This is a genomic window from Streptomyces sp. CoH27 (assembly GCF_020181035.1).
GTDB classification, from domain to species: domain Bacteria; phylum Actinomycetota; class Actinomycetes; order Streptomycetales; family Streptomycetaceae; genus Streptomyces; species Streptomyces camelliae.
In genome coordinates, this window is sequence record NZ_JAIQYY010000020.1 from 136,350 (window position 1) to 162,888 (window position 26,539).

Genomic DNA, 26,539 nt, shown 5'->3' on the forward strand with positions numbered 1-26,539 from the left:
GAAGAACCCGGGTCGCCGGCTCACGACGCACTCGGTCATCTGACGGACGACGCCCCGGCCCACTGATTCATACGCTCCCAACACCTGGAAACAGCACCATCCCGTGAGGTGAGCGGCGTGCACGAGGACGTCAGCCGGTGGGGGCAGCGAGCTGCCCGCCGTCGCACAGATCCCGACCTTTTCCTCCCGCTGAACAAGACCGTCCCGACAAGAGACCGGGTCCGGCAGGCCCAGCAGATCTGCCGCACCTGCACCGTGCAGTGGACCCGCCTCGACCGGACGCTGCGCCATGGAGTGCCCGACGGTGTCCGGGGCCGCAGCACCGGGAGCGAGCGGCGGGCCATGTCCGGCGTTCCGCTCGTGCCAAGCCGGCGCATCCGGTCCGCTGCGCAGCCACGTCCGCAACAGGACGCCTGCCGAACGCAGGACCCGGCATGATCGGTCCCTCCCTGACCGGCCGGTCCGTGGAACTGGAAACAGTGCGTGCGCTGATCGGCCCCGGCCGCGAAAACGCTGTCGGCCGCAGCCTCGTCGTGCTCGGCGAGGCCGGAATCGGCAAGAGCACCGTCCTGGCCGACCTGCGCGGGTACGCACAGGCGCAGGGCTGGTGCGTACTGGCCGGTGCCGGTCGCGAGTACGAGAGCGACCTTGTCTTCGCAGCGCTGCGGCAGCTCCTGCGCCCGATCCTGACGGACCTCCTCACCATGCCGGGACAGCACGCCGAGGAGTTGCGAGCCGCGGTCGGCATGGAAACACCGGCCGGCCCGCCGACACCTTCCCGGGTCGGCACGGCCCTGACGGAACTGCTCTCCCGGCACGCGGGCCGGCACGCAGGCGTCCTGCTGCTCGCGGATGACGCCCATCGCATGGACACGCCCTCACTGGAGGCGCTCTCCTTCGCCGCCCACCGTCTCGGTACCGATCCGGTCGCGATGGTGTTCGCCGTCCGTGGCGACGCAGTACCGGCAGGCCTTGCGGAAGGCATCGGCCGACTCCCGTTCGCGCCCCTGAGCACCGGCGACGCGAACGAACTGCTCGACACGCAGCCATCTCCGCCACGAGGCCGGATCCGCGCGCAGGTGCTCGCGCAGGCGGCGGGCAATCCCCTGGCGCTGACGGAGCTGTCCCGGGCGGTCAGGGAGGACATCGACGAGCGGCAATACCCGGCTGGCCTGCCACTGCCGCTGACCGACAGACTCAGCACGGCGTTCGCCGCCCAGCTGCGCGGCCTTCACGATCACACCCGGAAGGCGCTGCTGCTCATCGCGACCGCCGACGGAACGGACCTGGCAGCCGCCCTGCGCACCGCGCCGAGCCTTGACCTGGCGGCGCTGGCTCCCGCCGAGGAGAGGGGCCTGATCAGCGTGACCGCGAACGGTGCCCGCTTCCGTCATCCGCTGGCCCGTGCGGCCGTGTACCACGGTGCGAGCTTCGCCGACCGCGCTGACGCGCACCTTGAGCTGGCCACCGTCCTGCGTGACGAGCCGGATCGGCGAGCTTGGCACCTGGGTGCCGCTGCCTGCCGTCCTGACGAGACCATTGCCTCTCTGCTGGCCGATACAGCGCCGGACGCAGAACGGCGGATGGGAGCCACGGCTGCCGGGCTCGCCTTGGAACGGGCCGCGGACCTCACTCCGGACCCGGGCCTGCAGGCGACCCGACTCGTCGCAGCGGCCGAGAGCGCAGCCGGTGACGGGCAATTCGAATGGGCACACGACCTGGCGGCCAGGGCACTGGCGTTGCCAGGGACGGCGGGGCCGCGGTCGCGTGCCCGACTCGTGGCCGGGCACGCGCTCACCTGGACCGGCCGGCCGGGGCGGGCCGTCGCGACCCTGCTGCCGCTCGCCCGGCAGACCGCGAGGCATGACGCAAACGTCGCGTGGAACGCGCTCGCCGCCGCCGCTACGGCCGCCTACCAGGCCGGGCGGCCGCAGAACAGCCGCCTTGTCGCAAACACCCTCGCCACGATGCCTCCCCCTACAGGCGACGAGAGCCGGGCGGCGCGGGTGTGGACTCTCGCCGTGGCAGGAGAAGCCGGCGCGGCGGACATAGCGCCCTGGCTCCGCGACGACGCGACCGACGACCGGGGCTCCTACGCCCACGCGGGAGCCGCCGCCTGGCTCCTCGACCGGACCGGCAAAGCCATCGAACTGCTGGAGGCGGCGCGGGAAGCAGCAAGGATTCCCGTGACACGTGCCGCCACGGACGACTCCTTCGCAGCGCTCGGCTGGGCCTACGTCGACGCCGGCCGCTGGGACGAGGCACTTGAACTCGTGGCACACGGCGCTCAGGCCGCGGAGGCCGGCCCCGCCGACAGCACCCGCCGCCTGATCACCGCCACCGTCTACGCGGCGCGCGGCCGGACCGGCGCGGCCCGCAGGCTCGTCGCCGCCGCGCTGGCCGCCGAAACGGAAAGCCACGGACTGCTCACCGCACGGGCCCGGTACGCCATCGGCCTGTGCGCCCTGTCCGACGGCGACCACGCGACCGGCTTCGACCAACTCCGTGGCCTCTTCACACAGGACGGCGTGCCCAGCCACTGCCACGTGTCCTACCTCGCGATAGGAGATCTCGCGGCCGCAGCCGCGCGCTCCGGAAACCGCCTCGCGGGACGCGAGCTGCTCAAGCGGATCAGGGCCGACCTGGAAAGCACCCGCCCGCAGCCGTCGGACCGCCTGCAGCAACTGCTCCAGCGCGCCGACGGCGTTCTCACCGACCCGGCGACCCCGGACGCCTACCAGCCGGCCGCGTTGACCAGCCCGGCAGGCAAGTCGTGGCCCTTCGAACGCGCCCGGTTCCAGCTCGAAGGCGGCGAATGGCTGCGCCGGCGTCGCCGCATCAACGAGGCCAAGCCCGTACTTCGCGCGGCTCTGGACTCGTTCCGAGCGCTGCGGGCCGTCCCCTGGGAACGCCAGGCAGAAGCCGAACTGCGCGCCTGCGGAGTGACGGTTCCGGGCACGCTGGCCGACAGCCGCCGGGTCCGCGAGCTGACCCCGCAGCAACAGCGAGTCCTCGGTCTCGCAGCTGAGGGGCTGTCCAACCGGGAGATCGCACAGCGCCTGTTCCTGTCACCGAAAACGGTTGCCTCCCACCTCTACCACTCGTTCCCGGTGCTCGGGGTGGCCGGACGGCACCAACTCCGGCTGCTGTACGCACAGCCCCAGCCGTGAGATGCGAACGCGACGCGTGCTGCTGCAGTAGCCCCACGATGGCGCTTCCTGAGGCGCCAGCCCCTCACCCAGCCTTCCAGAGACCTTCGCGCAGCACCACCAGGTAAGTTTGTTTTTCAAACTTACCCGCCATACGGTAGAGACCGGGCGACTCCCCGGAGTCCCACAGCCAAGGGAAACCATGTCCACGCCAAACTCGGACCTGACGCAGGATCCGACCTCCACGACGCCCGCCCCACCGCCTGCCGCCCCGCACGCGATGCAAGTCCTCGCGTTGGGCAGCCTGGGTGTTTTCGTCGTCTTTCTCGACACCACCATCGTCAACGTCGCGTTCGCCACCATGAGCCGCAGCTTCGACACAACTGCGAGCCATCTGTCATGGGTACTGAATGCCTACAGCCTGGCTTTCGCCGCCACTCTCATACCGGCGGGGAGGCTGGCCGACCGATACGGACGGAAACGGCTGTTCCTCATCGGCCTGACGGGTTTTGCGCTCGTGAGTGCCCTGTGCGGACTCGCCCCCACCGCCGACGTACTGATCGCGGCCCGTGTGCTCCAGGCCGCGTTCGCCGCCCTGATCGTCCCGACATCCCTCGCGTTGATCCTCCCGGAATTTCCGCCTTCGAAGCACTCGATGGCGGTGGGGGCCTGGGGCGCCATGGGTGGAGCTGCTGCCGCAATGGGACCGACCCTTGGGGCACTCCTCACGGAATACGCCTCCTGGCGCTGGGTGTTCCTCGTGAATGTCCCCATCTGCGCGGCAATGATCGCCATCGGGAACCGCCTACTGCGCGAGTCACGCGTGTCTCAGGGCACTGGTGTACCTGATGTTCCATCGGCTGTCCTGGTAGCAGCCATCCCGGCAGCCCTGAGTTACGGAATCATCGAGGGTCCGCAGAAGGGATGGGATTCGGCCTCCGTGATGGGTGCGTTCGCCACCGCCGCAGTGCTCATACCTCCGCTCCTTTGGAGATCCAGAACCGCCCCGACGCCCGTCATCGATCTCACGCTTTTCCGGGTGAGGCAGTTCAGCCTGGTCAATGCTTCCATTTTCTCCTTCGCTGTGGCCTTCTACGGACTGCTGCTCGGAAACATAATATTCCTCCAGTCGGTGTGGGGATACTCCGTACTGCATGCGGCGCTGGCGAGCGCGCCAGGCCCCATCCTCGTGGCACTGGTGGGGCGCGAAGCGGGGAAACTCGCCCAGCGCATCGGTTACCGGCGCGTCCTGATCGCCGGAGGCATCGCTTGGGCTGCGGCCGTTTCTCTTTTCGCGACGCAGGTCACCGAATCCCCTCATTGGGCCGAGGACTGGCTGCCGGCTACATTGATCATGGGTCTGGGTATCGGCCTGACCTTGCCCGTTCAGTCAGGTGCTGCCGTCCAGCCTCTGCCTCCGCACCAGTACGGGCTGGGCTCAGCCATAAGCCAGAGTTTCCGCCAGCTTGGCGCCGTGCTGGGAATCAGTGTGTTTGTCGCGGTTATCGGAAACGACCCGAAGGGTAAACTTTCTCCCTACCAGCACTTGTGGTGGATTTTCGCCGCACTGGGCATGTTCAGCAGCCTTCTCCCCCTCATTCCGAGCCGGAGGCGCACCTCCACCCAGAACCAGGAAGAGTCCGAATAGCAGTACGGCCGACAAGCCACCGACAGGCGGGGTTGCCGACGAAGAGGACGAGCAGCATCTACTGGAGAGGGACACTACGATCATGATCCGCGCCACTACCGCCACCAAGAACTTGACAACACGACTCGACATCCCGACCGGGCAGAAATTCGACGATTTCGCCAGGGCTTTCGAGACCGCGGTTCCCCCCTTCGATCTTCAAAGGATCAAAGCAATCTCGGCAGACGGGGGCACATGGGAGGACGTCCGAAGCGCCGTTGCCGACAACGCACCGAACGGATTCGTTGTCTTCGGCGCCATCGATGGGCAAGCGCTGATGTCGATCGCAGGGCATCGACGCAAGGCAACTCAGTACCTCATGGGAAACCATGTCATTGCGGAAAGAATGTATCGCCACCATCCCGATGCCCTACTTTATGCACCCTTGCGCATCCTGATCTATGAGGGCGAGGACGGATCGGCGGTTTTCGCACTCGATCAGCCTTCGACGGTATTCGCGGGACTCGGCGTGGACGCCATCACGGGGGTAGCAGCCGATTTGGACAAGAAGGTCGCGCAGTTGCTGGGACTTCTTGGCGTGAGTGCGCCGGATGAACTCCTGAAGTCTTGACCGCGCGAGAGGCGACTGCACCACCTTCAGGAAAATCTGGATATCGTCGAGAAGGACCCTCTCCAACCCATCACTCCCGGTACGGATTACAGCGGCGTTTACCTACCCAGGTTTGGCCTGCCTTGAAAGTCCTTACCCCCCGTCCGCCGACGCAAGGGAACCGAACAGTCAACCACCGCTCCACAAATATGTCGAGCAACAGATGCAAGCGACTGGAAGGATTTCTTGACGGGAGCGGAAGCGGCGCCATACATGGGGCATGCCGGTAATAGAGCCTATGTGAATCAGTGCATGCCGGCTGCATCAAGCAGGGTGGTGACCGTCGGCGTGACAAGCCCCGTCAGCGTGTCGGCCCCGATCCCCGCACGGGCATTGGCTCCGTCGAACAGCAGGCTGAGTTGGCGGGCCAGCAGGTCGGGATCGCTCGCCCCACCTCGTTCGGCCTGGGAACGGAAGAACGCCGTCAGGTTCGCCTTGGCCCGGTGCGCGGCCTTGCTTGCAGGGTGGCCCTGGTCCTTGAGTTCGATCTGGACAGCCAGGTACCAGCATCCCCGAAACCCGGGTGCGCCCGCCTGCAACTCCAATTGCTCAAAGATATGCAAGATGCTCTCGCGGGCTGAACAGCCCTCGTCGGCCGGGGACGGGAGGACCGGCACGAGGGCAGCGGCGTGCTCCTCCAGGCTGGCTGCCAGCAGTTCGTCCTTGCTGTCGAACAGCTGGTACAACGAGCGCTTCGACACCCCCGCTGCCTTGCACAAGGCCTCGACACTGATGCCGACACCGTGTCGGCAGGTGAACGCGGCCGCCGCGTCCAGCAGCCGCTCCCTGGTACTCGGCTTCACTTTGCTCGTCATAGCGTGAGGTCAACTCCATGTGAACGAACTGGACGCGAACGCCTTCCGGCCGTGCCAGGGCGTTTGCCGACCGCGCACGGAAGATCGTCGTGCTTCTTTCTCAGAGTCGGCGGCCGAAGAGCACTTGCCGACTGGGCGGGTGGCTGTCACCGGCGCCCGCCACGCTTTGCGAGCATGAGAACTCAGAGCCCGTGCGTTCACCCGCCCTGCGCACAGCCGGGCCGCCTGTCATGGACTGGAGGGTTCCACAGGAGCCCGCACCGTCACAGGCACTGGAACCACCAGGGGCGTGGTTCCAGTGCTCTCAAGGAGGTCATGCCACCGCGTTCAGCAGATCGGCAAGCACGTCGGGCCGTTCGAGAGCGATGAAGTGGCCCGCTCCCGGCAGCAGTGTGAAATCCGCGTCGGGCAGCAGTTCCTTGTTGGCTTCCCGGTCCGACTGCCGGGACCAGTCGTTCTCGCCGTAGACGAGATGGACAGGAGCCTTGACCTCGGCGTAGCGGGAGCGGGCCGCGATGAGGCTGGGCAGGTTCCTGTAGACGGCCCGGGCGACAGCCGGGTATCCAGGGCGGCTCCCCACCTGGAGGAGTTCGTCCACGTAGTCCTCGCGCAAAGCGGCCTTGTCAGTGAGTCCGCCCTGCAGGATCCCGCTGAGGACGGCCTTGTTCTCCAGCCGGGCGACCACCGGTCCCACGCCAGGTGCTCGGACACCGCCGATCACCAGGCGGGCGAGGAGGCTGGAACGGGCGATGCCGTCTTGGAAGTCGTACGTGTTCACCGCGACGACGCGCCGCACGCGTTCCGGCAGATCGGCCGCGGCTGTCAGAGCGAACACTGCCCCCATGGACTCCCCGACCAGTGTCACGTCCTCAAGGTCGAGTTGGGTGAGGAGCCGTTCGACGCCGGCGCGCATCGCGGGCTCCTGGTACGACGCGCCGGGCACGATCTCGGAGTAGCCCATTCCCGGCAGGTCCAGGGCGTAGACGGTGTAGTCATCGGAGATCAATGGGATCAGGGAACGAAAGTGCTCGGCCTGTGTGCGCACCGTGTGCAGCAGGACGACGGGTGCACCACTGCCTGCTTTGAGGTAGCGCAGCGTTCCCTCGCGGTCGTGGGTTCCTCCGGACGGTGCGATGACGTGGCTGGTGGTCCCCGGAATACGAATCGTGGAGCGTGGCTCTGGGCTGGGCATCTCGTTGACTTCCTTTGCGTGAACTACGGACAGATGAAGGGGGGACCGCCTTGGAAGGGGGGTGGACAAGCACTGGTCCGGGGTCATGGGCTTCTGACCGACCGGACCCGTTCCACGGGCACATCCCCGCTCCGCACCCGGGCCTTCGCGGACTGCTCCCAGGCCCGCCGAGTGATCCGGTCTTGAGCAGGGGCGGCCGACCGACGGGAGCCTTGTCGAGGTCTCGGACAGGCTCCACGTCGGCGGCGGGGCGGAGGAGTGCGTACCCGTCTTCCGGGCGAGCGATCACTTCTCCAGGAAGGCGGCAACGTCGGCAGCGAACTCCTCGTGGTGCTGGAAGAGGAAGCCGTGCGCCGCGTCGGGGTAGATCTTGATCTCGGCGTTGGGCAGCAGGCCGGCGAGCAGGTGCGAGTAGCGGGGCAGGATCATCGGATCGGTGTCTCCGTTGGCGACGAACACCGGCTGGGTGATGGCCTGCAGACGCTGCAGCTGAGCGTGGTTGGGGATGCCCCAGTGGGTGACGGCGTCGTACTGCGCCAGTCGGGTCGCCCACGTCGTCTGGGCGTCGTGTCCCTCGGTGCGGCTCGTGAAGATGCGCCCGGCGACTGGCCCACCGGCCTCCGCGGAAGTGAAGAAGACGCTCAGATAGCCCTCCGCGGAGGGGGTTTCACCGCCGACGGCCTTGATGACTTCCGGCGCCCAGCCGTGCATCCCGGCTGCGCCCTGCGGGGCAGAGGCGGCCAGGACGACCCGGTTGACCAGTTCGGGGCGGATCAAGACGATCTCCTGGGCGACGAAGCTACCGAGGGAGAAGCCCAGCAGATCGACCTGCGTCAGCCCGAGCGCGGTGATGAACTCGACGGCGTCCTCGGCCATCGCGGCAACGGTGTGCGGGGTGCTGCCGGTGGTCGCGCCGACACCCCGGTTGTCGAAGGTGATGACCCGTCGGCCTCGCGCCAGGGCGTCCACCAGAGCAGGGTCCCAGTTGTCCAGATTGCCGCGGAAGTGCTGCAGCAGCACCAACGGCCGGTCGTCCGTCTCGTTCCCGACACTGCGGTAGGCATAGGTGACACCGTTCGCGGCATCGACGGCCTGCGTCTTGACGGTGCTGTAGGTGCTCATCGCTGTTCTCCTCACAGGGCGCCGGGATGGCCGCAGCCACCCCGGGACACGGGACGCCACCTGGTACTCGACAGAGAGACCGGCGAGGCATCCCCGTTTGGATTATGACTGTAATCCAATAGACTGGTGGCGGCAAGCAGGCGAATGTCCACAGGTCCGTGAAGGAGGCCACCGTGCGGCACACCAGGGAGCACAAGGACGCAACCAGGCAGCGGATCCTCGAGTCAGCCGGCCGGCTGTTCAAAGGCGGCGGCATCGACGGCACCGGCATCGCCGCACTCATGACGGATGCGGGTCTGACCAACGGTGCGTTCTACAAGCACTTCGCTTCGAAGGACGACCTGGTGGCCCACACCCTCACCGCACAGCTCGATGCCCAGCAAGAGGCGGTCGACGCCCTCCCGCCAGGGCGGAGCGGGATCGAGGAGTTCGTCCGCCACTACCTGTCCACGGAACATCGGGACGACATCTCGCACGGCTGCCCCTCCGCCGCACTGCTCGACGAGATCGGCCGCTGCTCCACGGATGCCAAGCAGTCCTACACCGACGGCCTGACCGCGCTCATGGACGCACTCGGCGCACGGCTGTCCCCCACGGACCCCAAAGCCGCCAGACCCGCCGTGCTCACCGCCTTCGCGATGATGGCCGGCACCCTTCAGATCTCGCGGGCACTGGCCGACCCCGTCCTGGCCGACGAGCTCCTGCAGCGCGCCGCCGCGGAGGCACTCAACCTGCTCAACGCAAGCGCGAACCAGACATAGAAAGATAAGTCGGGTACCGCTCGCGGTGACCTCGCGCAGCGCCGCCACCCGTGGCCCTCGGCGGGCGGATGCCGGTGCAGCGTCCGGCGTGGGAAGGTCTCCCGCGAAGAACATGGCACTCGCCGCCGCCCGGCCCCCCTTCGAACTCGGCGGGTTCTTGTTCGCTGACGGGCGAGGCGATGACGCCGGTGCCGTCGACACGTGTTCCGGAGGCGGAGACTCGCCTGACGGGCCCGCCGGTGGAGAAAGGGACCAGGAAGGCGAGAAGAAGTTCGCGCCGGTCATGTCGCCATGCATCCCAATTACGGCGGGAGGCGGAGTGCCGCACCCCGCCGGCAAGAGTCTGACGGCGGGGCGGGTCTCACGGTGGGATCCGGCGGGCCGCCGCAGACGTGATCTCCTCGTGCGTGAAGTCGCCGAGGAGCTGGTTCAGCCGGCATGCCAACTGCGCCTGCCGACTGCAGCGGTCACGGGCCAGAGCCTGCAGGACTGCATCACGCAGGAGGTCTTCGGCGTCCTGGCCGACGGCTGCCGCCCGGCTGTGGAGGCGCTCCCACGCGTCGCCGCTGAGCGGGATGCTCATGAGGTACCTGCCGTCTGCCCCCGGATAGAGCGTGCACAGGACGTCGATGGGCAGGGCCTCGTCGAGGCGCTTCCAGATCTTCCGCACGGCCCGGTGCACCGTCTTGGCGCTCACCAGCACGGCCAGGCGCCGCCCGTCGGCAGCAGCGGCCAGCCGCAGACCGCCGGCCGCCTGCGCGGCGCGCAGTTCGACGGCGCCGACCGCCCTGGTCAGGATGATCTCGATGGCATGGATGGGCATTCAGTTCCTTCCTCAGCAAGCCTGTCGGTCACTCCAGGCTGATCACTCCGCCGGGCAGCCAGCCCTCCCAGTAGCCGTCGAGGAAAAGGGGCAGCGTCTCCGGCTCGACCGCGGCCCCGCTCTTGCGCAGCGCCGCCGTGTCCCACCAGCAGGCTCCCGGGGCCATCAGGACCCGGACGTCCCGCGGCCAGCGGCCACAGGCCGGAGCCGCCAGCACGACGTACTCCTCGACCGGGCGAGCCGTCCCCGTGGGAAGCCGGCCGACCACAGCTCCGATGCACACAGCGGGAAACCGCCGCTCGCGGCGGAGGTGGCGCAGCACGGTACGGCGGCAGGGCTCCTGGGCCCGTACCGGCAGGGCCGGCAGGGTCCACCCGGCCGTCCCTGTGCTGCCGGCCGGCAGGAGCAGGAACCGGCGGGCGGCCGGGTCGATGACGACGGGACGGACGACAGCAGCCGGCACTGCGCGGAGCGGGGTCACGACAGTGACCCTGCCAGAGCGCTATTGGAATAGCACCTGGAATGTTCCGGATGGGTTAGTTGGGGAAGGATCACCCCGTCGTGTACGAAGGATCCCGGTGCCGAGTGATGCGAGCAGCTACCGATGGGTCCGTGTGCGGTGTGAACGCAGACGGGCCCATCGGGGACCGTGTGTGGTGTGAACACAGACGGCCCCGGGCTCGGGCTGCTCACTTCCCTCCCCGGGCAGAAGACACAAGGACGGAAAGGAGTGGGGGACTCGGTGTGGCCGGACCGGCTGTGTGTGGGCGACCGGGTCCGGTGCGGCGGTCGGGTGTGGACCGTCACCGGGCTGTGCGGCCGGCATCTGACGCTGGCGGACTCATCCGGTGCCCCTCAGCACATCGACATGGTGGAGCTGCTGCGACGTCATGACGTCACGGTGGACGGCACCGCGCAGGTCACCGGTATAGCGCGGGACATACCCTGCGACGACACGCTGGAGCGTGCGCGCTGGTGGCAGGCGCACATCGTCGAGGTGCTCACCGGGCTGCCCCCCGACGCCCGCCCCGGGGCACAGCCGCGTCCCGACTTCGATCCCGACCGGCATTCCCTGGCGGCCCGGGAAGCGGCCAAGGCACGTGAGTTGACCGAGTCAGGGGTGAGAGAGTCCTCGGCGCGTACGGTGCGGCGCAAGCGGCAGCGGTATCAGGCGTTGGGGTTGGCCGGCCTGGTGGACGGGCGGGCCGGGCGGCACGAGGCCCCAGGAGCCCGGCTTGATGCCCGGGTGGTGGACGCCGTGCGGGAGATCGTCCTCTCGCACAGAGGCCCCGGGCCGGTGAACGTCGAGCGGGTGCGCGCCCAGTTGCTGGTCCAGCTGGCCGGCCAGGCCGCGGACGACGACGTCCCGGTGCCCTCCCGCTCCGCGCTGCGACGGCTGTGCTCTCAGTTCACCGGACAGTTGCCGCAGGAGACGCCCGCCCCGTGGCTGGGCGTGGGCGATCGCGTCCACCTGGATGTCCTGTCCATCCCAGGACTGAACCAGGTGACACACGGCAGACACCAGCTGAAGCTGCTGTTCGCGCTGGACGAGGCCAGCGGTGTTCTGCTGACCGCCGTGGCCTGTGCCGACCCCGAGCCGGTGTACGGACCGGCGCTGCTGGCCCGGATGTGCGTGCCGGCCGATCAGCGGGCCAACTGGATCTCCCCCTGGCCGTCAGGACAGCCAGGCTCTGCCTCACCGTCGTCTGCGGCCGGTGGCGCGCCGGTGATCCGTCCCCGCACGCTCGTCGTCGACCGCGCGGCCGCTTCCGGCATGACCGCACTGCGCGACGCCTGCGCGCGCAGGGGAATCCACGTGCAGTCCGCAGCTCAGCTGACTCCGCAGGACCGCGGCCGCGTCGAGCGCGTCATGACGGCAGCGGCAGGGCGGTTCGCCGCTTACCTGTTCTCTCCCGCCGGCCGTCCAGCCCGTGCAGCGGGATGGCAGGTCGAGCGGGTGCAGGAGCTGCTGGACATATGGCTTGAGGAGGGCTGGTCGCGGCAGGCCCTTCCGGCGGGTACCGAGTTCCCGCGCACCCCGCTAGAACGGTACGAGGACCTGACGGCCCATGTCGGCCAGGTCTCAACTCCTCTGTCTCCAGAGGAATTTCGTGACCTGCTCAACATCTCCTGGAGGACGGTCGGTCCCAGCGGGCTGCGTGTGGGCGGGCACGCCTACAACGCTCCGGCCCTTCACGTGCTGCGCCGTCCGACGGCAACGGGACCCGAGCGCAGGCGTTTTGAGGTGCGCTGGGATCCCTACGACCTTGGGCAGGTGTGGCTGCGTGCCAGCAACGAAGAATGGCTCGTGATCCCCGCGGCGGCTTCCCGTACGGCGCTGCCCGACGCCGGGCCGGATGCAGGGTCTATCGAGGAACGCGGTGAAGCCCCGCGCCTGAACGGGCATGTGCGAGAACATCCGGCCGAGCTGCCCGAGGCGGTGCGCCTCGCTTACCACGCCCAACTGCAGTTGCGCGTTGCCTGTGTTGTCTTCGCCGTGGACCGGATCGACGACGTGCGGCTCCTCAACCGGTACGCGGTCGGCCCCCGCTACGGTGTGTTGCTGCACGGCCAGGCCGGCACGGGCAAGACCACCGCACTGCTGGAGGCCCGGCGACGCTGCACCGCGCAGAGCCACCACCGCCCCGGTACCCAGTCCCGTGGCGACGGAGCAGTCCCGGTGGTCTACGTCCGTCTGCCTCCAGCGACGTCACCACGCCTGCTGCTGGTCGAACTGGCCCGGTCCTTCGGCCTTGCGCTGCGCGGCTCGCCCACCACGTCCCAGTGCGCGCACCGGGTGGCTGCGGCGATGAAGGACGCCCGCACGGACCTGGTCCTGGTCGACGAGGCCCAGCATCTGCACGGCCCGGGCTGGTCGGGCTCGGCGGTCGCGGACACCGTGGACTATCTGTGCGACCGGATTCCGGCGACGTTCGTCTTCGCCGGGATCGGCAGCCCCGCCTCCCTGGCCTCCGCGGTGTCAGGGGTACAGCACCGCCGCCTCGTCCCGGTACAGCTGACCGACATGCCCGCTGGTGAGGACTGGTGCCGGGTGCTCGCCGAGGCCGAGGCCGCACTGCGACTGCGTGCGCACGAACCCGGCACGCTGACCGGGCTGGCCGGCCTGCTGCACGAACGGACGGGCGGCAACACGGGCCGGCTGACGTTTCTGCTGAGGACCGCGGCTGTCCGAGCCGTCCAGGACGGCTCGGAGCGACTGACGGCCGCCCTGCTGAGCGGGCTCCCGATTCCGGAGTACAAAGCCCGCGATAAACAGCCCCGCAACAGCCTGCGAAGAAACTGAGAGGCTCCGGAGCCAACTTCGTCCAGTCATCGTGGCCAGGTCTTTTCGAAGCGGGCCAAGTACAGGGACGAACAGCCTCCGAACACACCGAAAATATCACTTTACCGAAGCTGGCTCCCCAGCCAGCCAAAGAGCAGACAGCCAAGCCTTTTCCGCCTTAACGTGGTCCGCATGACGTACCAGGAGGCGTTTCCGAGTCCCTCAGACGAATTCGAGGACGAAGCAGCACACGTGGCCCGTCAGTGCGACGCCCTACTGGTCAAGTCCGGCGAGCGCATCAGCAAACTGAACGAAGCGCTGGAACGTGAGACGGAGACACACAATGCGGTTCTCGCCTTGCGCGAGGAAGCGCTAAGCCTCCAGGGAGTGGCACCACGCATGTGGTCCATGCGCGCACTAGCCAGGCAGCATGGCATCGCGCCCGGACAAACGGAGCCGCCGGTGACCTTGCGCGTGGTCCCGAACCCTTCGGAATCGGACAGGGATCCCCCTCAGCCTCCACCAGTCACCCCTGAGCCACCAACCGTTTCCGAGCGTTCCGCACCGGCGGCGAAGACTCCGGAACCCTTCCAGCCCGCCGAGATCATCATCCGGAGCAAAAAGCAGCAGGAAGTCCTGGCCGTCATCGCCTCACGCCCTGATTTGCCGTGGGGCACCGAGGACCTCGCCAAAATCCTGGGCACCCCCCAGGAACCCAAGGCCCGCAAGAGTCTAAGGAACTGCCTGCGGCTTCTCCTGGAATGCGGCGCGCTGGAGCGCGTCAGACGTGAGGGCGACCGACACACCTACTACCGCTCACGCCAGAACTGGAAGTTCATCTGACCGATCTGCACACCCCGCACCACCACATAAAAAGACCGCCGCCGCATGCATGGATTCGGGTACCAGCCGGATCCGCGGCGACGGTCTAGCCCTACAGGCCATTTCCGACACTACCCGGCACCGCCGGAGCGTGTCCGGCATTCGGCCATATTCACCTGCCCTTTTTCAGCGGAGCCGAATGCCCATGCGAATTCACTGCGGAGGATTGCCCGGTTCACGGCCGGGCCACAGGTCTGCCTCCAGCGCCTTCTCCAGGTTCGCGATCGTCAAAAGGTCGCACCACACCACGCCCTCGAGCACCTGGGTGATCGTCATCCGGGACACCCCGCTGCGCCGGGACACCTCGGAGACCGACCAGCCGTTGTCGTCCATCAGCCGGCGCACCCGGGCCGCGACCTCCTGCGCCACGCGGGCCCCGTGGTGGTCATCGAGCACAGCGCGCGGCCAGACACCCTCGACGACGTACGTGAAGGGCTTGAGGCGTCGCTTGTCTCCCTGGGGCACGTCGAAGAGTGTCGCCCATCCGGCCCTCCAGGCATGACAGTGTCCGCCACCTCCACCCCATGCTATTGGAAAAGCACCCCTCCCGGGGTCCTTTCCTGGTGGAGAGTCACGATGGACGCGATCACGCAGTACCGGCCCCGGCTCCCGGCCCCCGTGTGGGAACGCGTGGGCACCGACTGCCGTCGCGCGGTGACCAAGGCCAAGCCCGCCACACCGAAGCAGGCCCGGGACTGGCTCGGCGCGCTGGCGCACGCCGCGGCCCATGCCGACGCCTGCGGACAGCCCACCGAGGCCGAACGTCTTCTCACCCCGGAGGCGATCGAGTGGTACCTGGCGACCGGCTACGCGCACGTGGACGAGTCCTCCCGCTCCAACCGCCGCTGCCGTCTCAACAATCTCCGGCGGGCCCTACTGGGCCCCGACCTGACCACCGGGGAGCCGGCCGCCTACTCCGGCTCGGACTCCTCCCGCCCCTACACCCAGGCGGAGCAGGCCCAGCTGTATGCCACGGCCCGCTCCCAGCCCACCGACGCGCTGCGCTACGGCTGCCTGACTCTGCTCGCGCTCGGATTCGGCTGCGGGCTGGACTCACCCGAAGTCATCCCGCTGCGTACCCACGACGTACGTGAGGCGCCCAACGGGGCTGTGGGAGTAGCGGTCCGCGGAGCCCGCACCCGTGTGGTGCTCTGCCGGACCGCATGGGCCCCTGTCCTGACCGAAACCACCACATGGGCGTCCCAGCCCGGCCAGGTCCGCTATCTCTTCCGCCCCGCCAGCCACGCCCGCGGCACGAACACCGTCACCAACTTCCTCGCCCAAGCCAAGAAGCAGCCCGGCGCCCCCTCGCTGGTCATGGGGCGGACCCGCGCGACCTGGCTCGTCGACGCCATCGAAGCCCGCATGCACCTGCCCACTCTGATGGCCGCTGCCGGGCTGACCACCCTGCGCTCCATCGATCGGGTCCTGCCCTACGTCCGCAACCTCACGCCCGAGCAGGCCGCCGCCGCACTGAAGGAGTTCTGACAGATGAACCGCAATCTCGCCCGCCACGCCCACATCGCCAGCCTGCGCGCCAAACGGCCCCAGATCTCCGACGAGGAGGTGAACCAGCACCGCGACGCAGTAGGCGGCTCCGGACTGGTCGCGGCGATCGAGCCGCTCATCGCACGCTCCAAGGGACGGCACTGCACCCTCTCCGTGCACACCCTGCTGACCGGCATGAGCCTGGCGTCCCGGCGCAACGGCGGTGTCGTCACGTTCTCGACTGTCACCAACCTGCTGTTCTTCTCGCTCTCCGACACGATGCGCGAGCGCCTCGGCCTGCGCCGGTACCCGGACAACGACCGGGGCTTCGAAGCCGCCTACGCGGTCGTCCGCCGCCTGCTGCACAGCATCCTCAAGGCCGTCGATCCGTCCCCGCTGCCCAAGAACCACCGCATGGCCCGCCGCCACGCCGACAATCTCCTGGCCAAGGCAGACCCGCGGCTGCTCGCACGCAAGCGCAACCGTCTGCTGCAGGTGTCCAACATGATCCTGGGCATGTCCCTGCGTGAGGCGCTGCCGCTGCTGGAAGAGCGCTGGAAAGGCTCGGTGAGCATCGACGCCACCGTCATCGGCACCTATGCCAAGGGCATGCCCCAGGCCAGTCCCGACACCTCCACCGACCCCGACGCCGGCTGGTACGTCCGCACCGCCAGGCACAAGGACCCTCTTGCCCTGGACGACCTCGACCCCGGCCAGGCGGCCAAGGGCAAGCAGAAAGCCAGGGAGCAGAAGAAGATCGACAAGATCAAGAAAGCCCTCTACGGCTACGACGCCTCCCTCGTCGTCGCCCGCGACCCCGACCACGACGGCGCCCCGCTGTCCGACGGCTCCGCCGACCCCGGCGTCGTCCCCGCCCTGATCATCGCCTTCTCCATCGACAAACCCAGCCACCGCCCCGGCCAGGTAGGCGTCGAGGCACTCCTGCACATCGACGACCGCTTCCCCCGCGGCTACCTGGCCGGCGACCGCGCCTACAACGACCAGAAACCGGAGAACTTCCAGCTGCCCATCCGTGCCATGGGCTACGACCCCGTCTACGACTACGCCTCGGACCAGCTCGGCGTCCAGGCAGGCTTCGCCGGCGCCCAGCTGGTCGAGGGCAACTGGTACTGCCCGTCGATGCCCCAGCCCCTCAAGGACGCCACCAAGGACCTTCTCGAAAAGAAGATCACCAAGCAGGAGTGGATCGACCGCATCCGCGCCCGCGCGAGCTACCTGTTCCTGCCCAAGCAGCGTCCCGACGCCGAGGGCCACCGCCGGATGATGTGCCCCGCGGAATCAGGCCGCGCCCAGTGCCTGCTGAAGCCCACCACCCTCGGGCGCGGCATCCACGTACCCCTCGTCGACCCCGACCCCAAGCCAGTCGACTCACCACTGTGCTGCAAGCAGCGCACCATCACGATCCCGCCCGAATCCGGCGCGAACCTCTGGCAGCCCCTCCAGTACGGCTCCGAGGACTGGCAACGCGTGTACTTCCGGCTGCGCAACAGCGTCGAGGGCATCAACGGCTTCGCCAAGGACCCACTCCACGAGCGCCTCGAAGACTCCGGAACCCGCCGCGTCCGGGGCATCGCCGCCCAGGCCATCCTGCTGGCCTTCCAGCTCGCCCACGCCAACCTCCGCAAGCTCGCCGCCTGGGCCGACACCATCGCCCTGAACGGCGACCGGCCGCGCCGCCGCCCGACACGACGCCGCAAGACCAAGCCGATCGGCACCTGGACACCCAAGGGTTACACCACCACCCAACCCTGAGACCTTACTCACAGCAGCAAGCCCCGAGAGCCCCGCCAACCGAAGATCCACAACGTCACGCGGACCGCCGAAGTCCAACCAGCCTTCGACGGCCCGCGTCCGCATGCCCAGAGACAATCATCACAGCCCGCAGAAAAAGGAATGAGCGGCATCGTGATCACGATGCCGCTCATTCCGTCGGTGCAGCTAGAGCACTTTCGTCGGTGCTCCCTCTGTGCGCGAGGGGGGAGTTGAACCCCCACGCCCTTGCGGGCACTGGAACCTGAATCCAGCGCGTCTGCCTATTCCGCCACCCGCGCATTTGGGTGTGTCTTCCGGTTCCTTCCCTATTCGGGCTGGCCCCTTCCGACACCCAGAACATTAGCACGTCGTACGGGGTGGGTTCACATCCCTTATCTGCCCCCGCCGCCCACCACCCGCCGCCGTCCGAGCCGCACCCCGCGCCCCACCCCTCCCACGAACCTCTCGCGTATCAGCGAGACCCGGTTCACGTATCAACCTCGTACCGGTGACAGGCATCTCCCCAGGAGACGGGACCGGCCCACAGCCGGGTGCGGGACACTGGAGTTCGCCCGCCTCTACGATCCATGTCAGGAACCGGCTGATCGCCGGGCGCGTAGATACGATCAGTGAGCGGAGCGAGCGAGCAGTCCGCAGCAGTACAGAGCACGGCAACGCAGACGGCAGGGACGGAGGAGGTGCCCCATGGGAGTCCTGAAGAAGTTCGAGCAGCGTCTCGAAGGCCTGGTGAACGGCACCTTCGCGAAGGTCTTCAAGTCCGAGGTCCAGCCCGTGGAGATCGCCGGCGCGCTCCAGCGTGAGTGCGACAACAACGCGACGATCTGGAACCGCGACCGGACCGTCGTACCCAACGACTTCATCGTGGAGCTGAGCGCGCCGGACCACGAGCGCCTCAGCCCCTACTCCGGGCAGCTCGGCGACGAGCTGGCCGGCATGGTGCGCGACTACGCCAAGCAGCAGCGCTACACCTTCATGGGACCGATCAAGGTCAACCTGGAGAAGGCCGACGACCTCGACACCGGTCTGTACCGGGTGCGCAGCCGCACCCTCGCCTCCTCCAGCAGCCAGCAGGCACCACAGGGCGGCCCCGGTGGCCCCGGCGGCTTCGGCGGTGCGCCCGCCATGCCCGCCGGCGCGCCCCCGATGCCGTCCGCGCCGCCGCCCGGCGCACGCCCCGGCGGTTACGGCTACCCGCAGCCCGCCGGGCAGCGGCCCCCGGCCGCCCCCGCGAGCGGCGGGCGCACCCGCTACTGGATCGAGATCAACGGCAACCGCCACCAGATCTCCCGCCCGACCCTGGTGCTGGGCCGCAGCACCGACGCCGACGTGCGGATCGACGACCCCGGCGTCTCGCGCCGGCACTGCGAGATCCGGACCGGAACGCCCTCGACGATCCAGGATCTCGGCTCCACGAACGGCATCGTGGTGGACGGGCAGCACACCACCCGCGCTACGCTCCGCGACGGCTCGCGGATCGTCGTGGGCAGCACCACCGTTATCTATAGGCAAGCCGAAGGGTGAAGCGGGGGCAATGTCAGAGCTGACCCTCACGGTCATGCGGCTGGGTTTCCTGGCCGTACTGTGGCTGTTCGTGATCGTGGCCGTGCAGGTCATCCGGAGCGACCTGTTCGGTACGCGCGTCACCCAGCGCGGATCGCGTAGGGAGGCCGGCCGCCAGCAGCAGGCGCCCCGGCAGCAGGCCGCCGCGCCCCCACCGCAGCGCGGCCGGCAGGCCGGACAGCAGAGCGGCGGCCGGCGCGGGCGCGGCGCCCCCGCCAAGCTGGTCGTGACGGAAGGCACACTGACCGGCACCACCGTCGCACTGCAGGGCCAGACGATCACCCTGGGCCGGGCGCACGACTCCACGATCGTGCTGGACGACGACTACGCCTCCAGCCGCCATGCCAGGATCTACCCGGACCGCGACGGCCAGTGGATCGTCGAGGACCTGGGCTCCACCAATGGCACCTACCTGGACCGGTCCCGGCTGACGACCCCTACGCCGATCCCGCTGGGCGCGCCGATCCGCATCGGCAAGACCGTCATCGAGCTGCGGAAGTAGTGCTACGTCATGAGTGAGCGCGAGCGGAGCGAGCACGCAGCGGCAGGCCGCCACCCGGCCGCCGGCGCGCTCCCGACCGGAGGGTGGGCAGTGTGGCTCGACACGACCGGCTGTACCCGGAGCCGACGGGCGAGGTGCGCATGAGTCTGTCACTGCGCTTCGCCGCCGGATCGCACAAGGGCATGATCCGGGAGGGCAACGAGGACTCCGGTTACGCCGGTCCCCGGCTGCTCGCGATCGCCGACGGCATGGGCGGCCAGGCGGCCGGCGAGGTCGCCTCCTCCGAGGTCATCTCCACCCTGGTCACGCTCGACGACGACGTGCCCGGCTCCGACATCCTCACCTCGCTCGGCGCGGCCGTGCAGCGCGCCAACGACCAGCTGCGCGCCATGGTCGAGGAGGACCCTCAGCTCGAAGGCATGGGGACCACGCTCACCGCGCTGCTGTGGACCGGGCAGCGGCTCGGGCTCGTCCACGTCGGCGACTCGCGCGCCTACCTGCTGCGGGACGGCGTGCTCACGCAGATCACCCAGGACCACACCTGGGTGCAGCGGCTCGTGGACGAGGGCCGGATCACCGAGGAAGAGGCCACCACCCACCCGCAGCGCTCCCTGCTGATGCGGGCCCTCGGCAGCAGCGAGCACGTCGAACCGGACCTGTCGATCCGCGAGGTGCGGGCCGGCGACCGCTATCTGATCTGCTCCGACGGCCTGTCCGGCGTCGTCTCCCACCAGACGATGGAGGAGACCCTCGCCAGCTACCAGGGCCCGCAGGAGACCGTGCAGGAGCTGATCCAGCTCGCGCTGCGCGGCGGCGGCCCCGACAACATCACGGTCATCGTCGCGGACGTGCTCGACCTGGACACCGGCGACACCCTGGCCGGCCAGCTGTCCGACCAGCCGGTCGTGGTCGGCGCGGTCGCCGAGAACCAGCATCATCTGCACGACAACGGCATCATGCAGACCCCGGCCGGCCGCGCCTCGCACCTGGGCCGGCAGGGACACGGGCACGGCGGCGGCGAGTTCGGCCCGCCCGGCTCCGGCGATACCACCGGGTACATCCCGGCGGGCGGTTTCGGCGACTACACCGACGACGACTTCACCAAGCCGCGCAAGAGCCGCAAGTGGCTGAAGGGCTCCCTGTACGGCGCCCTCGCGCTCGCCGTCATCGGCGGCGGCCTCTACGGCGGCTACCGCTGGACGCAGACGCAGTACTACGTCGGTGCCAAGGACGAGCACGTGGCGCTGTACCGCGGCATCAGCCAGGACCTGGCCTGGGTGTCGTTGTCGAAGGTGGAGAAGGACCACCCCGAGATCGAACTCAAGTACCTGCCGCCGTACCAGCAGAAGCAGGTCAGGAACACGATCGCTGCGGGCGGGCTGCAGCAGGCCGAGACGAAGATCCAGGCGCTGTCGGTGCAGGCCTCGGCGTGCAAGAAGCAGGCGGAGCGCACGACCGCCGCGTCGCCGGGCAAGGCGAGGACGGGGCAGAGCGGAGGGACCACGGGAACCACCCGTACCGCCCTCACGTCCAAGGCGACACCGACACCGAACCCATCCGGATCGGCGTCCGCTACGAAGACCCCGTCGAAGTCCCCGTCCGCGACCGCCACTCCCAACCCCGGCCCGAGCCTCTCCGAGGATGAGCAGAAGGTCGTCGATCAGTGCGGCAAGCAGTAGCCCCGCCGCGAGAGGCCCTGTCACACGATGAGCAGTACGACTAACCCGCCGACGCATCACACGTCCACGATCGGCGCGATCGGCGCGCCGAGCCGCCGCAACACCGAGCTGGCCCTGCTGGTCTTCGCCGTGGTCATCCCGGTGTTCGCCTACGCCAACGTGGGCCTGGCCCTCGACGGCAAGGTGCCCGCCGGTCTGCTGAGCTACGGCCTCGGCCTCGGCCTGCTGGCCGGCGTCGCCCATCTCGTCGTACGGAAGTTCGCGCCGTACGCCGACCCGCTGCTGCTGCCGCTGGCCACCCTGCTCAACGGGCTCGGCCTGGTCTGCATCTGGCGCCTGGACCAGTCCAAGCTGCTCCAGCAGCTCCACGTCAGCGGCGGCAAGGCCACCAACCAGCTGCTGTACACGGCGATGGGCATCGCGCTGTTCGTCGCGGTGCTGATCTTCCTCAAGGACCACCGCACGCTCCAGCGCTACACCTACATCTCCATGGTGGTCGCGCTGGTCCTGCTGCTGCTCCCGCTGGTCCCGGGCCTGGGCGCCGACGTGTACGGCGCCAAGATCTGGATCCACGTCGGCAGCTTCACCATCCAGCCCGGTGAGTTCGCCAAGATCGTGCTGGCGGTGTTCTTCGCGGGCTATCTGATGGTCAAGCGGGACGCGCTGGCCCTCGCCAGCCGCCGTTTCATGGGGCTGTACCTGCCGCGCGGCCGTGACCTCGGCCCGATCCTCGTCGTCTGGGCGATGTCGATCCTGATCCTGGTCTTCGAGACCGACCTCGGTACGTCGCTGCTGTTCTTCGGCATGTTCGTGATCATGCTGTACGTCGCCACCGAGCGGACCAGCTGGATCGTCTTCGGTCTGCTGATGTCCGCGGTCGGCGCCGTCGGCGTGGCGAGCTTCGAGTCGCACATCCAGACCCGCGTGCAGGCCTGGCTCAACCCGTTCCACGAGTACCAGCTGAGCCGTCAGGTCACCCACGACGGCATCATCCACTCCGACCAGCTCCAGCAGGCCCTGTGGGCGTTCGGCTCCGGCGGCACCCTGGGCACCGGCTGGGGCCAGGGCCACTCCGAGCTGATCCGGTTCGCCGCGAACTCCGACTTCATCTTCGCCACCTTCGGCGAGGAGCTGGGCCTCGCGGGCATCATGGCGATCCTGCTGATCTACGGCCTGATCGCCGAGCGCGGCATCCGTACCGCCCTCGCCGCCCGCGACCCGTTCGGCAAGCTCCTGGCCATCGGCCTGTCCGGTGGCTTCGCGCTCCAGGTCTTCGTCGTGGCCGGCGGTGTGATGGGTCTCATCCCGCTGACCGGTATGACCATGCCGTTCCTCGCGTACGGCGGTTCGTCCGTGATCGCGAACTGGGCGCTGATCGGCATCCTGATCCGGATCAGCGACACCGCCCGCCGCCCGGCGCCCGCCCCCGCCGCCAACCCCGACGCCGAGATGACCCAGGTGGTCCGCCCGTCATGAACAAGCCCCTGCGCCGGATCGCGATCTTCTGCGGCCTCCTCGTGCTGGCCCTGCTGCTCCGCGACAACTGGCTCCAGTACGTCCAGGCCGACTCGCTGCGCACCAACCCCGAGAACCGCCGGGTCGCCATCGAGCGGTACGCGACCCCGCGCGGCGACATCATCGTCGACGGCAACCCGATAACCGGCTCCGTCGAGGCCAAGCACGGCGACTTCAAGTACAAGCGGACCTACAAGGACGGGGCCATGTGGGCCCCGGTGACCGGCTACTCGTCGCAGGCGTTCGGCAGCACCCAGCTGGAGAGCATCGACGACGGCATCCTCAGCGGCACCGACGACCGGCTGTTCTTCCGCAACACCCTGGACATGATCACGGGCAAGCAGAAGCAGGGCGGCAACGTCGTCACCACGCTGAACCAGGCCGCGCAGAAGGCGGCGTTCGACGGGCTGAAGGCGCAGGGCGGCAAGGGCGCGGTCGTCGCGCTGGAGCCGTCCACCGGCAAGATCCTGGCACTGGCCTCCTACCCGTCGTACGACCCGTCGACCTTCGCGGGCAACTCCACGGACGTGGACTCCAAGAACTGGACCAAGCTCCAGAAGGCCAACGACCCGGCCGACCCGATGCTGAACCGGGCGCTGCGCGAGACCTACCCGCCGGGCTCCACCTTCAAGGTGGTCACGGCGGCGGCCGCGCTGGAGAACGGGCTGTACACCTCGGCCGACACGCCCACGAACTCGCCGCTGCCGTGGATCATGCCGGGCACCACGACCCCGCTGAAGAACGAGGGCAACATCCCCTGCAAGAACGCCACCCTGCGGGCCGCCCTCCAGTACTCCTGCAACAGCGTCTTCGGCAAGATCGGTTCCGACCTCGGCAACGCCAAGATGCTGGCGGAGGCGAAGAAGTTCGGCTTCGACTCCCCGCAGGACACGCCGGTCCGCGCCTGGCCCTCGGTGTTCTCCGACCAGATGAACCAGTCGCAGACCGCGCTGTCCTCCATCGGCCAGTTCAACACCGCCGCGACCCCGCTGCAGATGGCCATGGTCGCCTCGGCGGTCGCCAACGACGGCAAGCTGATGAAGCCGTACATGGTGGACAAGCTCCAGTCCTCCAACCTGGACACGCTCACGCAGACCCAGCCGGAGGAGCTGAGCCGCCCGCTGACCTCGCAGAACGCGCAGATCCTGCAGGACATGATGAAGACGGTGGTCGAGCAGGGCACCGGCACGAACGCCAAGATCAACGGCGTCACCGTCGGCGGCAAGACCGGTACCGCGCAGCACGGTGTGGCGAACAGCGCCAACCCGTACGCGTGGTTCATCTCCTTCGCCAAGCTGCCCGACGGCAGCTCGCCGGTGGCCGTGGCCGTGGTGGTCGAGGACGAGAGCGCCAACCGCGACGACATCTCCGGTGGCGGTCTGGCCGCACCGATCGCCAAGAGCGTCATGCAGGCGGTCATCAACTCCAAGAAGTGACCTGACCCACCCCGGAGGGTGACGCCCGTCACGTCACCTTCACATCGTTGCACGTTGCGATACCGGTCCTGTATCGGGTTGCGGGCTTGGCCAGGTCATACAAAGCGAGCCGGGTACGGTAGGCCCGGACGGCAGCCTCCGGCCGCACACGACGGTGCGGGGCCGGGACCGACGGAGAGGGCTGGTAGGTAGCTATGGAAGAGCCGCGTCGCCTCGGCGGCCGGTACGAACTGGGCCAGGTGCTCGGTCGTGGTGGCATGGCCGAGGTCTACCTCGCGCACGACACCCGGCTCGGCCGCACCGTGGCAGTGAAGACGCTGCGCGCGGACCTCGCGCGCGACCCGTCCTTCCAGGCCCGGTTCCGCCGGGAGGCCCAGTCGGCCGCCTCGCTCAACCATCCCGCGATCGTCGCGGTCTACGACACGGGCGAGGACTACATCGACGGGGTCTCCATCCCGTACATCGTGATGGAGTACGTCGACGGTTCGACCCTGCGTGAACTTCTTCACAGCGGCCGCAAGCTCCTGCCCGAGCGCGCGATGGAGATGACCATCGGCATCCTCCAGGGCCTGGAGTACGCCCACCGCAGCGGCATCGTGCACCGCGACATCAAGCCGGCCAACGTCATGCTGACGCGCAACGGCCAGGTCAAGGTGATGGACTTCGGCATCGCCCGCGCCATGGGCGACGCCGGCATGACGATGACGCAGACGGCGGCGGTCATCGGCACGGCCCAGTACCTCTCGCCGGAGCAGGCGAAGGGCGAGCAGGTCGACGCGCGCTCCGACCTGTACTCGACCGGCTGTCTGCTGTACGAGCTGCTCACGGTCCGCCCGCCCTTCGTGGGCGACTCCCCGGTGGCCGTGGCGTACCAGCACGTACGGGAAGAGCCGCAGCCGCCCTCGCTCTTCGACCCCGAGATCACCCCCGAGATGGACGCGATCGTCCTGAAGGCGCTGGTCAAGGACCCGAACTACCGCTACCAGTCGGCCGACGAGATGCGCGCCGACATCGAGGCCTGCCTGGACGGCCAGCCGGTCGGGGCGACGGCCGCGCTGGGCGCGGTGGGTTACGGCGGCTACCCCGACGACCAGCCGACGACGGCCCTGCGCCAGGACGCCGGCCCCGCCGGGGCGACCACGATGCTCCCGCCGATGAACCCGGACGACGGCGGCTACGGCTACGACGACTCCCCGGGCCGCCGGCGCCAGCAGCCGAAGAAGTCCCACACCTCCACGATCCTCCTGGTGGTCGCGGGTGTGCTGGTCCTGATCGGCGCGATCCTGATCGGCAAGTGGGCGTTCAGCGGAAACAGCGCCAACCAGTCCTTCGACGCCCCGAACTTCGTCGGTCACACCTACGCCGACGCCCAGAAGATGGCGGTCAACTCCGACCTGAAACTGGCCGCGCCCACCCGCAAGCCCTGCGACAACCAGCCCAAGGACTCGGTCTGCTCCCAGGACCCGGCGGCGGGCTCGCAGGTGAAGAAGAACGACACGATCACGCTGGTGGTGTCGACCGGCGCGCCGAAGGTGGCGGTGCCCAGCGTCCTCGGCAAGAGCTTCGACGACGCCAAGTCGCTGCTGGAGGGCGACCAGTACAAGTTCAACGTCGTGCGGAAGGACGAGGTCTCCTCGGAGCAGCCGGGCACGGTTCTGGAACAGAACCCGAAGCTGGGCCAGGAGGTCCAGAAGGGCTCCACGATCACCCTCACCGTCGCCAAGGCGGAGGAGAAGGTGACCATCCCGGGCGACCTCGTCGGCCAGACCTGTGACGCCGCGAAGGCCGAGCTGACCCAGCTGGGCCTGGCGCCGACCTGCAACGACGTGGCCGTGACCGACCAGACCCAGGACGGCAAGGTCCAGCAGACCAACCCGGGGGCGGGCCAGCAGGTCGCCAAGAACACGCCCGTCGCGATCAACGTCGGCAAGTTCCAGGGCCAGGCACAGGGCCAGGTGCCGAACGTCTTCGGCAAGACCCTGAAGGAAGCCCAGCAGATCCTGCAGCAGTCCGGCTTCACGCAGATCCAGGTCAACGGCCCGACCGACGAGAAGGCACGGGTCCTCGCCCAGACCCCGCCCGCGGGCACCCAGGCCGACCCGGGCACCACCCAGATCGTCCTGACCACCCAGGACTTCGGTGGTGGCGGCAACAACGGCGGCGGCAACAACGGCGGGACGAACGTCTTCGGCGGCACCTTCGGCTGACGCCCCGCACCACGGGAAGGGCCCTCGGATCACC

Annotated in this window: 21 protein-coding genes and 1 tRNA gene; 15 read left to right on the forward strand and 7 right to left on the reverse strand. The window is 68.6% G+C overall.

Going from position 1 to position 26,539, the window contains the following annotated elements:
• Positions 1-117: 117 nt before the first annotated feature.
• From LE548_RS46635 to LE548_RS31060, 4 genes are all read left to right on the forward strand, one after another.
• The gene (locus LE548_RS46635) at positions 118-438 is read left to right on the forward strand and encodes a WhiB family transcriptional regulator (RefSeq protein ID WP_225100312.1); all 321 of its coding nucleotides are present in this window, start codon (positions 118-120) and stop codon (positions 436-438) included.
• Positions 435-3,170: an AAA family ATPase gene (locus tag LE548_RS31050; protein ID WP_225100313.1), complete on the forward strand. Its 2,736-nt coding sequence runs from the start codon at positions 435-437 to the stop codon at positions 3,168-3,170. Before LE548_RS46635 ends, LE548_RS31050 begins: the two co-directional genes overlap by 4 nt.
• Positions 3,171-3,351: 181 nt before the next feature.
• Positions 3,352-4,797 (forward strand): MFS transporter, encoded by a 1,446-nt coding sequence (locus LE548_RS31055; RefSeq protein ID WP_225100314.1) that lies wholly within the window; start codon positions 3,352-3,354, stop codon positions 4,795-4,797.
• An 82-nt stretch (positions 4,798-4,879) separates the two neighbouring features.
• Complete coding sequence (locus LE548_RS31060) at positions 4,880-5,407, forward strand: DUF302 domain-containing protein (protein ID WP_225100315.1); 528 nt, start codon at positions 4,880-4,882, stop codon at positions 5,405-5,407.
• Positions 5,408-5,691: 284 nt separating this feature from the next.
• Here LE548_RS31060 and LE548_RS31065 read toward each other — a convergent pair whose 3' ends face one another.
• The 3 genes from LE548_RS31065 to LE548_RS31075 form a co-directional block, all read right to left on the reverse strand.
• A complete protein-coding gene (locus tag LE548_RS31065; RefSeq protein WP_225100316.1) occupies positions 5,692-6,261 on the reverse strand; it encodes a TetR/AcrR family transcriptional regulator in 570 nt (189 codons plus the stop codon).
• A 313-nt stretch (positions 6,262-6,574) separates the two neighbouring features.
• Positions 6,575-7,453, reverse strand: a complete 879-nt coding sequence (locus LE548_RS31070) for an alpha/beta fold hydrolase (RefSeq protein ID WP_225100317.1) — start codon at positions 7,451-7,453, stop codon at positions 6,575-6,577.
• 285 nt (positions 7,454-7,738) lie between these two features.
• Entirely contained in the window at positions 7,739-8,575 is an 837-nt protein-coding gene (locus LE548_RS31075; protein WP_225100318.1) for an alpha/beta fold hydrolase, read from the reverse strand.
• A gap of 173 nt (positions 8,576-8,748) precedes the next feature.
• Here LE548_RS31075 and LE548_RS31080 point away from each other — a divergent pair, with 173 nt between their 5' ends.
• Positions 8,749-9,336, forward strand: coding sequence for a TetR/AcrR family transcriptional regulator (locus LE548_RS31080; RefSeq protein ID WP_225100320.1), 588 nt, complete (start codon positions 8,749-8,751; stop codon positions 9,334-9,336).
• A 361-nt stretch (positions 9,337-9,697) separates the two neighbouring features.
• On the opposite strand, the gene LE548_RS31085 is transcribed toward LE548_RS31080, so the two are convergent.
• Both LE548_RS31085 and LE548_RS31090 read right to left on the reverse strand, forming a co-directional pair.
• Complete coding sequence (locus tag LE548_RS31085; protein WP_225100321.1) at positions 9,698-10,159, reverse strand: hypothetical protein; 462 nt, start codon at positions 10,157-10,159, stop codon at positions 9,698-9,700.
• 28 nt (positions 10,160-10,187) lie between these two features.
• Positions 10,188-10,640 (reverse strand): hypothetical protein, encoded by a 453-nt coding sequence (locus LE548_RS31090; protein WP_225100322.1) that lies wholly within the window; start codon positions 10,638-10,640, stop codon positions 10,188-10,190.
• 249 nt (positions 10,641-10,889) lie between these two features.
• Between LE548_RS31090 and LE548_RS46165 the strand changes: the two genes are divergently transcribed.
• Together LE548_RS46165 and LE548_RS31100 are read left to right on the forward strand one after the other, a co-directional pair.
• Positions 10,890-13,463 (forward strand): AAA family ATPase, encoded by a 2,574-nt coding sequence (locus tag LE548_RS46165; RefSeq protein WP_225100323.1) that lies wholly within the window; start codon positions 10,890-10,892, stop codon positions 13,461-13,463.
• A gap of 171 nt (positions 13,464-13,634) precedes the next feature.
• A complete protein-coding gene (locus LE548_RS31100; protein ID WP_225100324.1) occupies positions 13,635-14,285 on the forward strand; it encodes a hypothetical protein in 651 nt (216 codons plus the stop codon).
• 192 nt (positions 14,286-14,477) lie between these two features.
• On the opposite strand, the gene LE548_RS31105 is transcribed toward LE548_RS31100, so the two are convergent.
• The gene (locus LE548_RS31105) at positions 14,478-14,789 is read right to left on the reverse strand and encodes a helix-turn-helix domain-containing protein (protein ID WP_225100326.1); all 312 of its coding nucleotides are present in this window, start codon (positions 14,787-14,789) and stop codon (positions 14,478-14,480) included.
• A gap of 111 nt (positions 14,790-14,900) precedes the next feature.
• On the opposite strand from LE548_RS31105, the gene LE548_RS31110 reads away from it, so the two are divergent.
• Together LE548_RS31110 and LE548_RS31115 are read left to right on the forward strand one after the other, a co-directional pair.
• A complete protein-coding gene (locus LE548_RS31110) occupies positions 14,901-15,812 on the forward strand; it encodes a hypothetical protein (protein ID WP_225100328.1) in 912 nt (303 codons plus the stop codon).
• Between the two features lie 3 nt (positions 15,813-15,815).
• Positions 15,816-17,585 carry a hypothetical protein gene (locus LE548_RS31115; RefSeq protein ID WP_225100329.1) on the forward strand — a complete coding sequence of 590 codons (1,770 nt, stop codon included), beginning with the start codon at positions 15,816-15,818 and terminating at the stop codon, positions 17,583-17,585.
• Positions 17,586-17,800: 215 nt separating this feature from the next.
• Here LE548_RS31115 and LE548_RS31120 read toward each other — a convergent pair.
• A tRNA-Leu gene (locus tag LE548_RS31120) sits at positions 17,801-17,884 on the reverse strand.
• 406 nt (positions 17,885-18,290) lie between these two features.
• Here LE548_RS31120 and LE548_RS31125 point away from each other — a divergent pair.
• The 6 genes from LE548_RS31125 to pknB all read left to right on the forward strand — a co-directional run bounded on the left by LE548_RS31125 (position 18,291) and on the right by pknB (position 26,505).
• On the forward strand, positions 18,291-19,127 hold the full coding sequence (locus LE548_RS31125; protein ID WP_225100330.1) for a DUF3662 and FHA domain-containing protein: 837 nt from the start codon (positions 18,291-18,293) through the stop codon (positions 19,125-19,127).
• A gap of 10 nt (positions 19,128-19,137) precedes the next feature.
• The gene (locus tag LE548_RS31130) at positions 19,138-19,668 is read left to right on the forward strand and encodes an FHA domain-containing protein (protein WP_225100331.1); all 531 of its coding nucleotides are present in this window, start codon (positions 19,138-19,140) and stop codon (positions 19,666-19,668) included.
• Between the two features lie 140 nt (positions 19,669-19,808).
• Positions 19,809-21,347, forward strand: a complete 1,539-nt coding sequence (locus tag LE548_RS31135; protein ID WP_225100395.1) for a Stp1/IreP family PP2C-type Ser/Thr phosphatase — start codon at positions 19,809-19,811, stop codon at positions 21,345-21,347.
• Positions 21,348-21,374: 27 nt separating this feature from the next.
• Complete coding sequence (locus LE548_RS31140; protein ID WP_225100332.1) at positions 21,375-22,823, forward strand: FtsW/RodA/SpoVE family cell cycle protein; 1,449 nt, start codon at positions 21,375-21,377, stop codon at positions 22,821-22,823.
• Entirely contained in the window at positions 22,820-24,298 is a 1,479-nt protein-coding gene (locus LE548_RS31145) for a penicillin-binding protein 2 (RefSeq protein ID WP_225100333.1), read from the forward strand. Before LE548_RS31140 ends, LE548_RS31145 begins: the two co-directional genes overlap by 4 nt.
• 194 nt (positions 24,299-24,492) lie before the next feature.
• Positions 24,493-26,505, forward strand: coding sequence for a Stk1 family PASTA domain-containing Ser/Thr kinase (pknB, locus tag LE548_RS31150; RefSeq protein WP_225100334.1), 2,013 nt, complete (start codon positions 24,493-24,495; stop codon positions 26,503-26,505).
• Positions 26,506-26,539 lie beyond the last annotated feature (34 nt).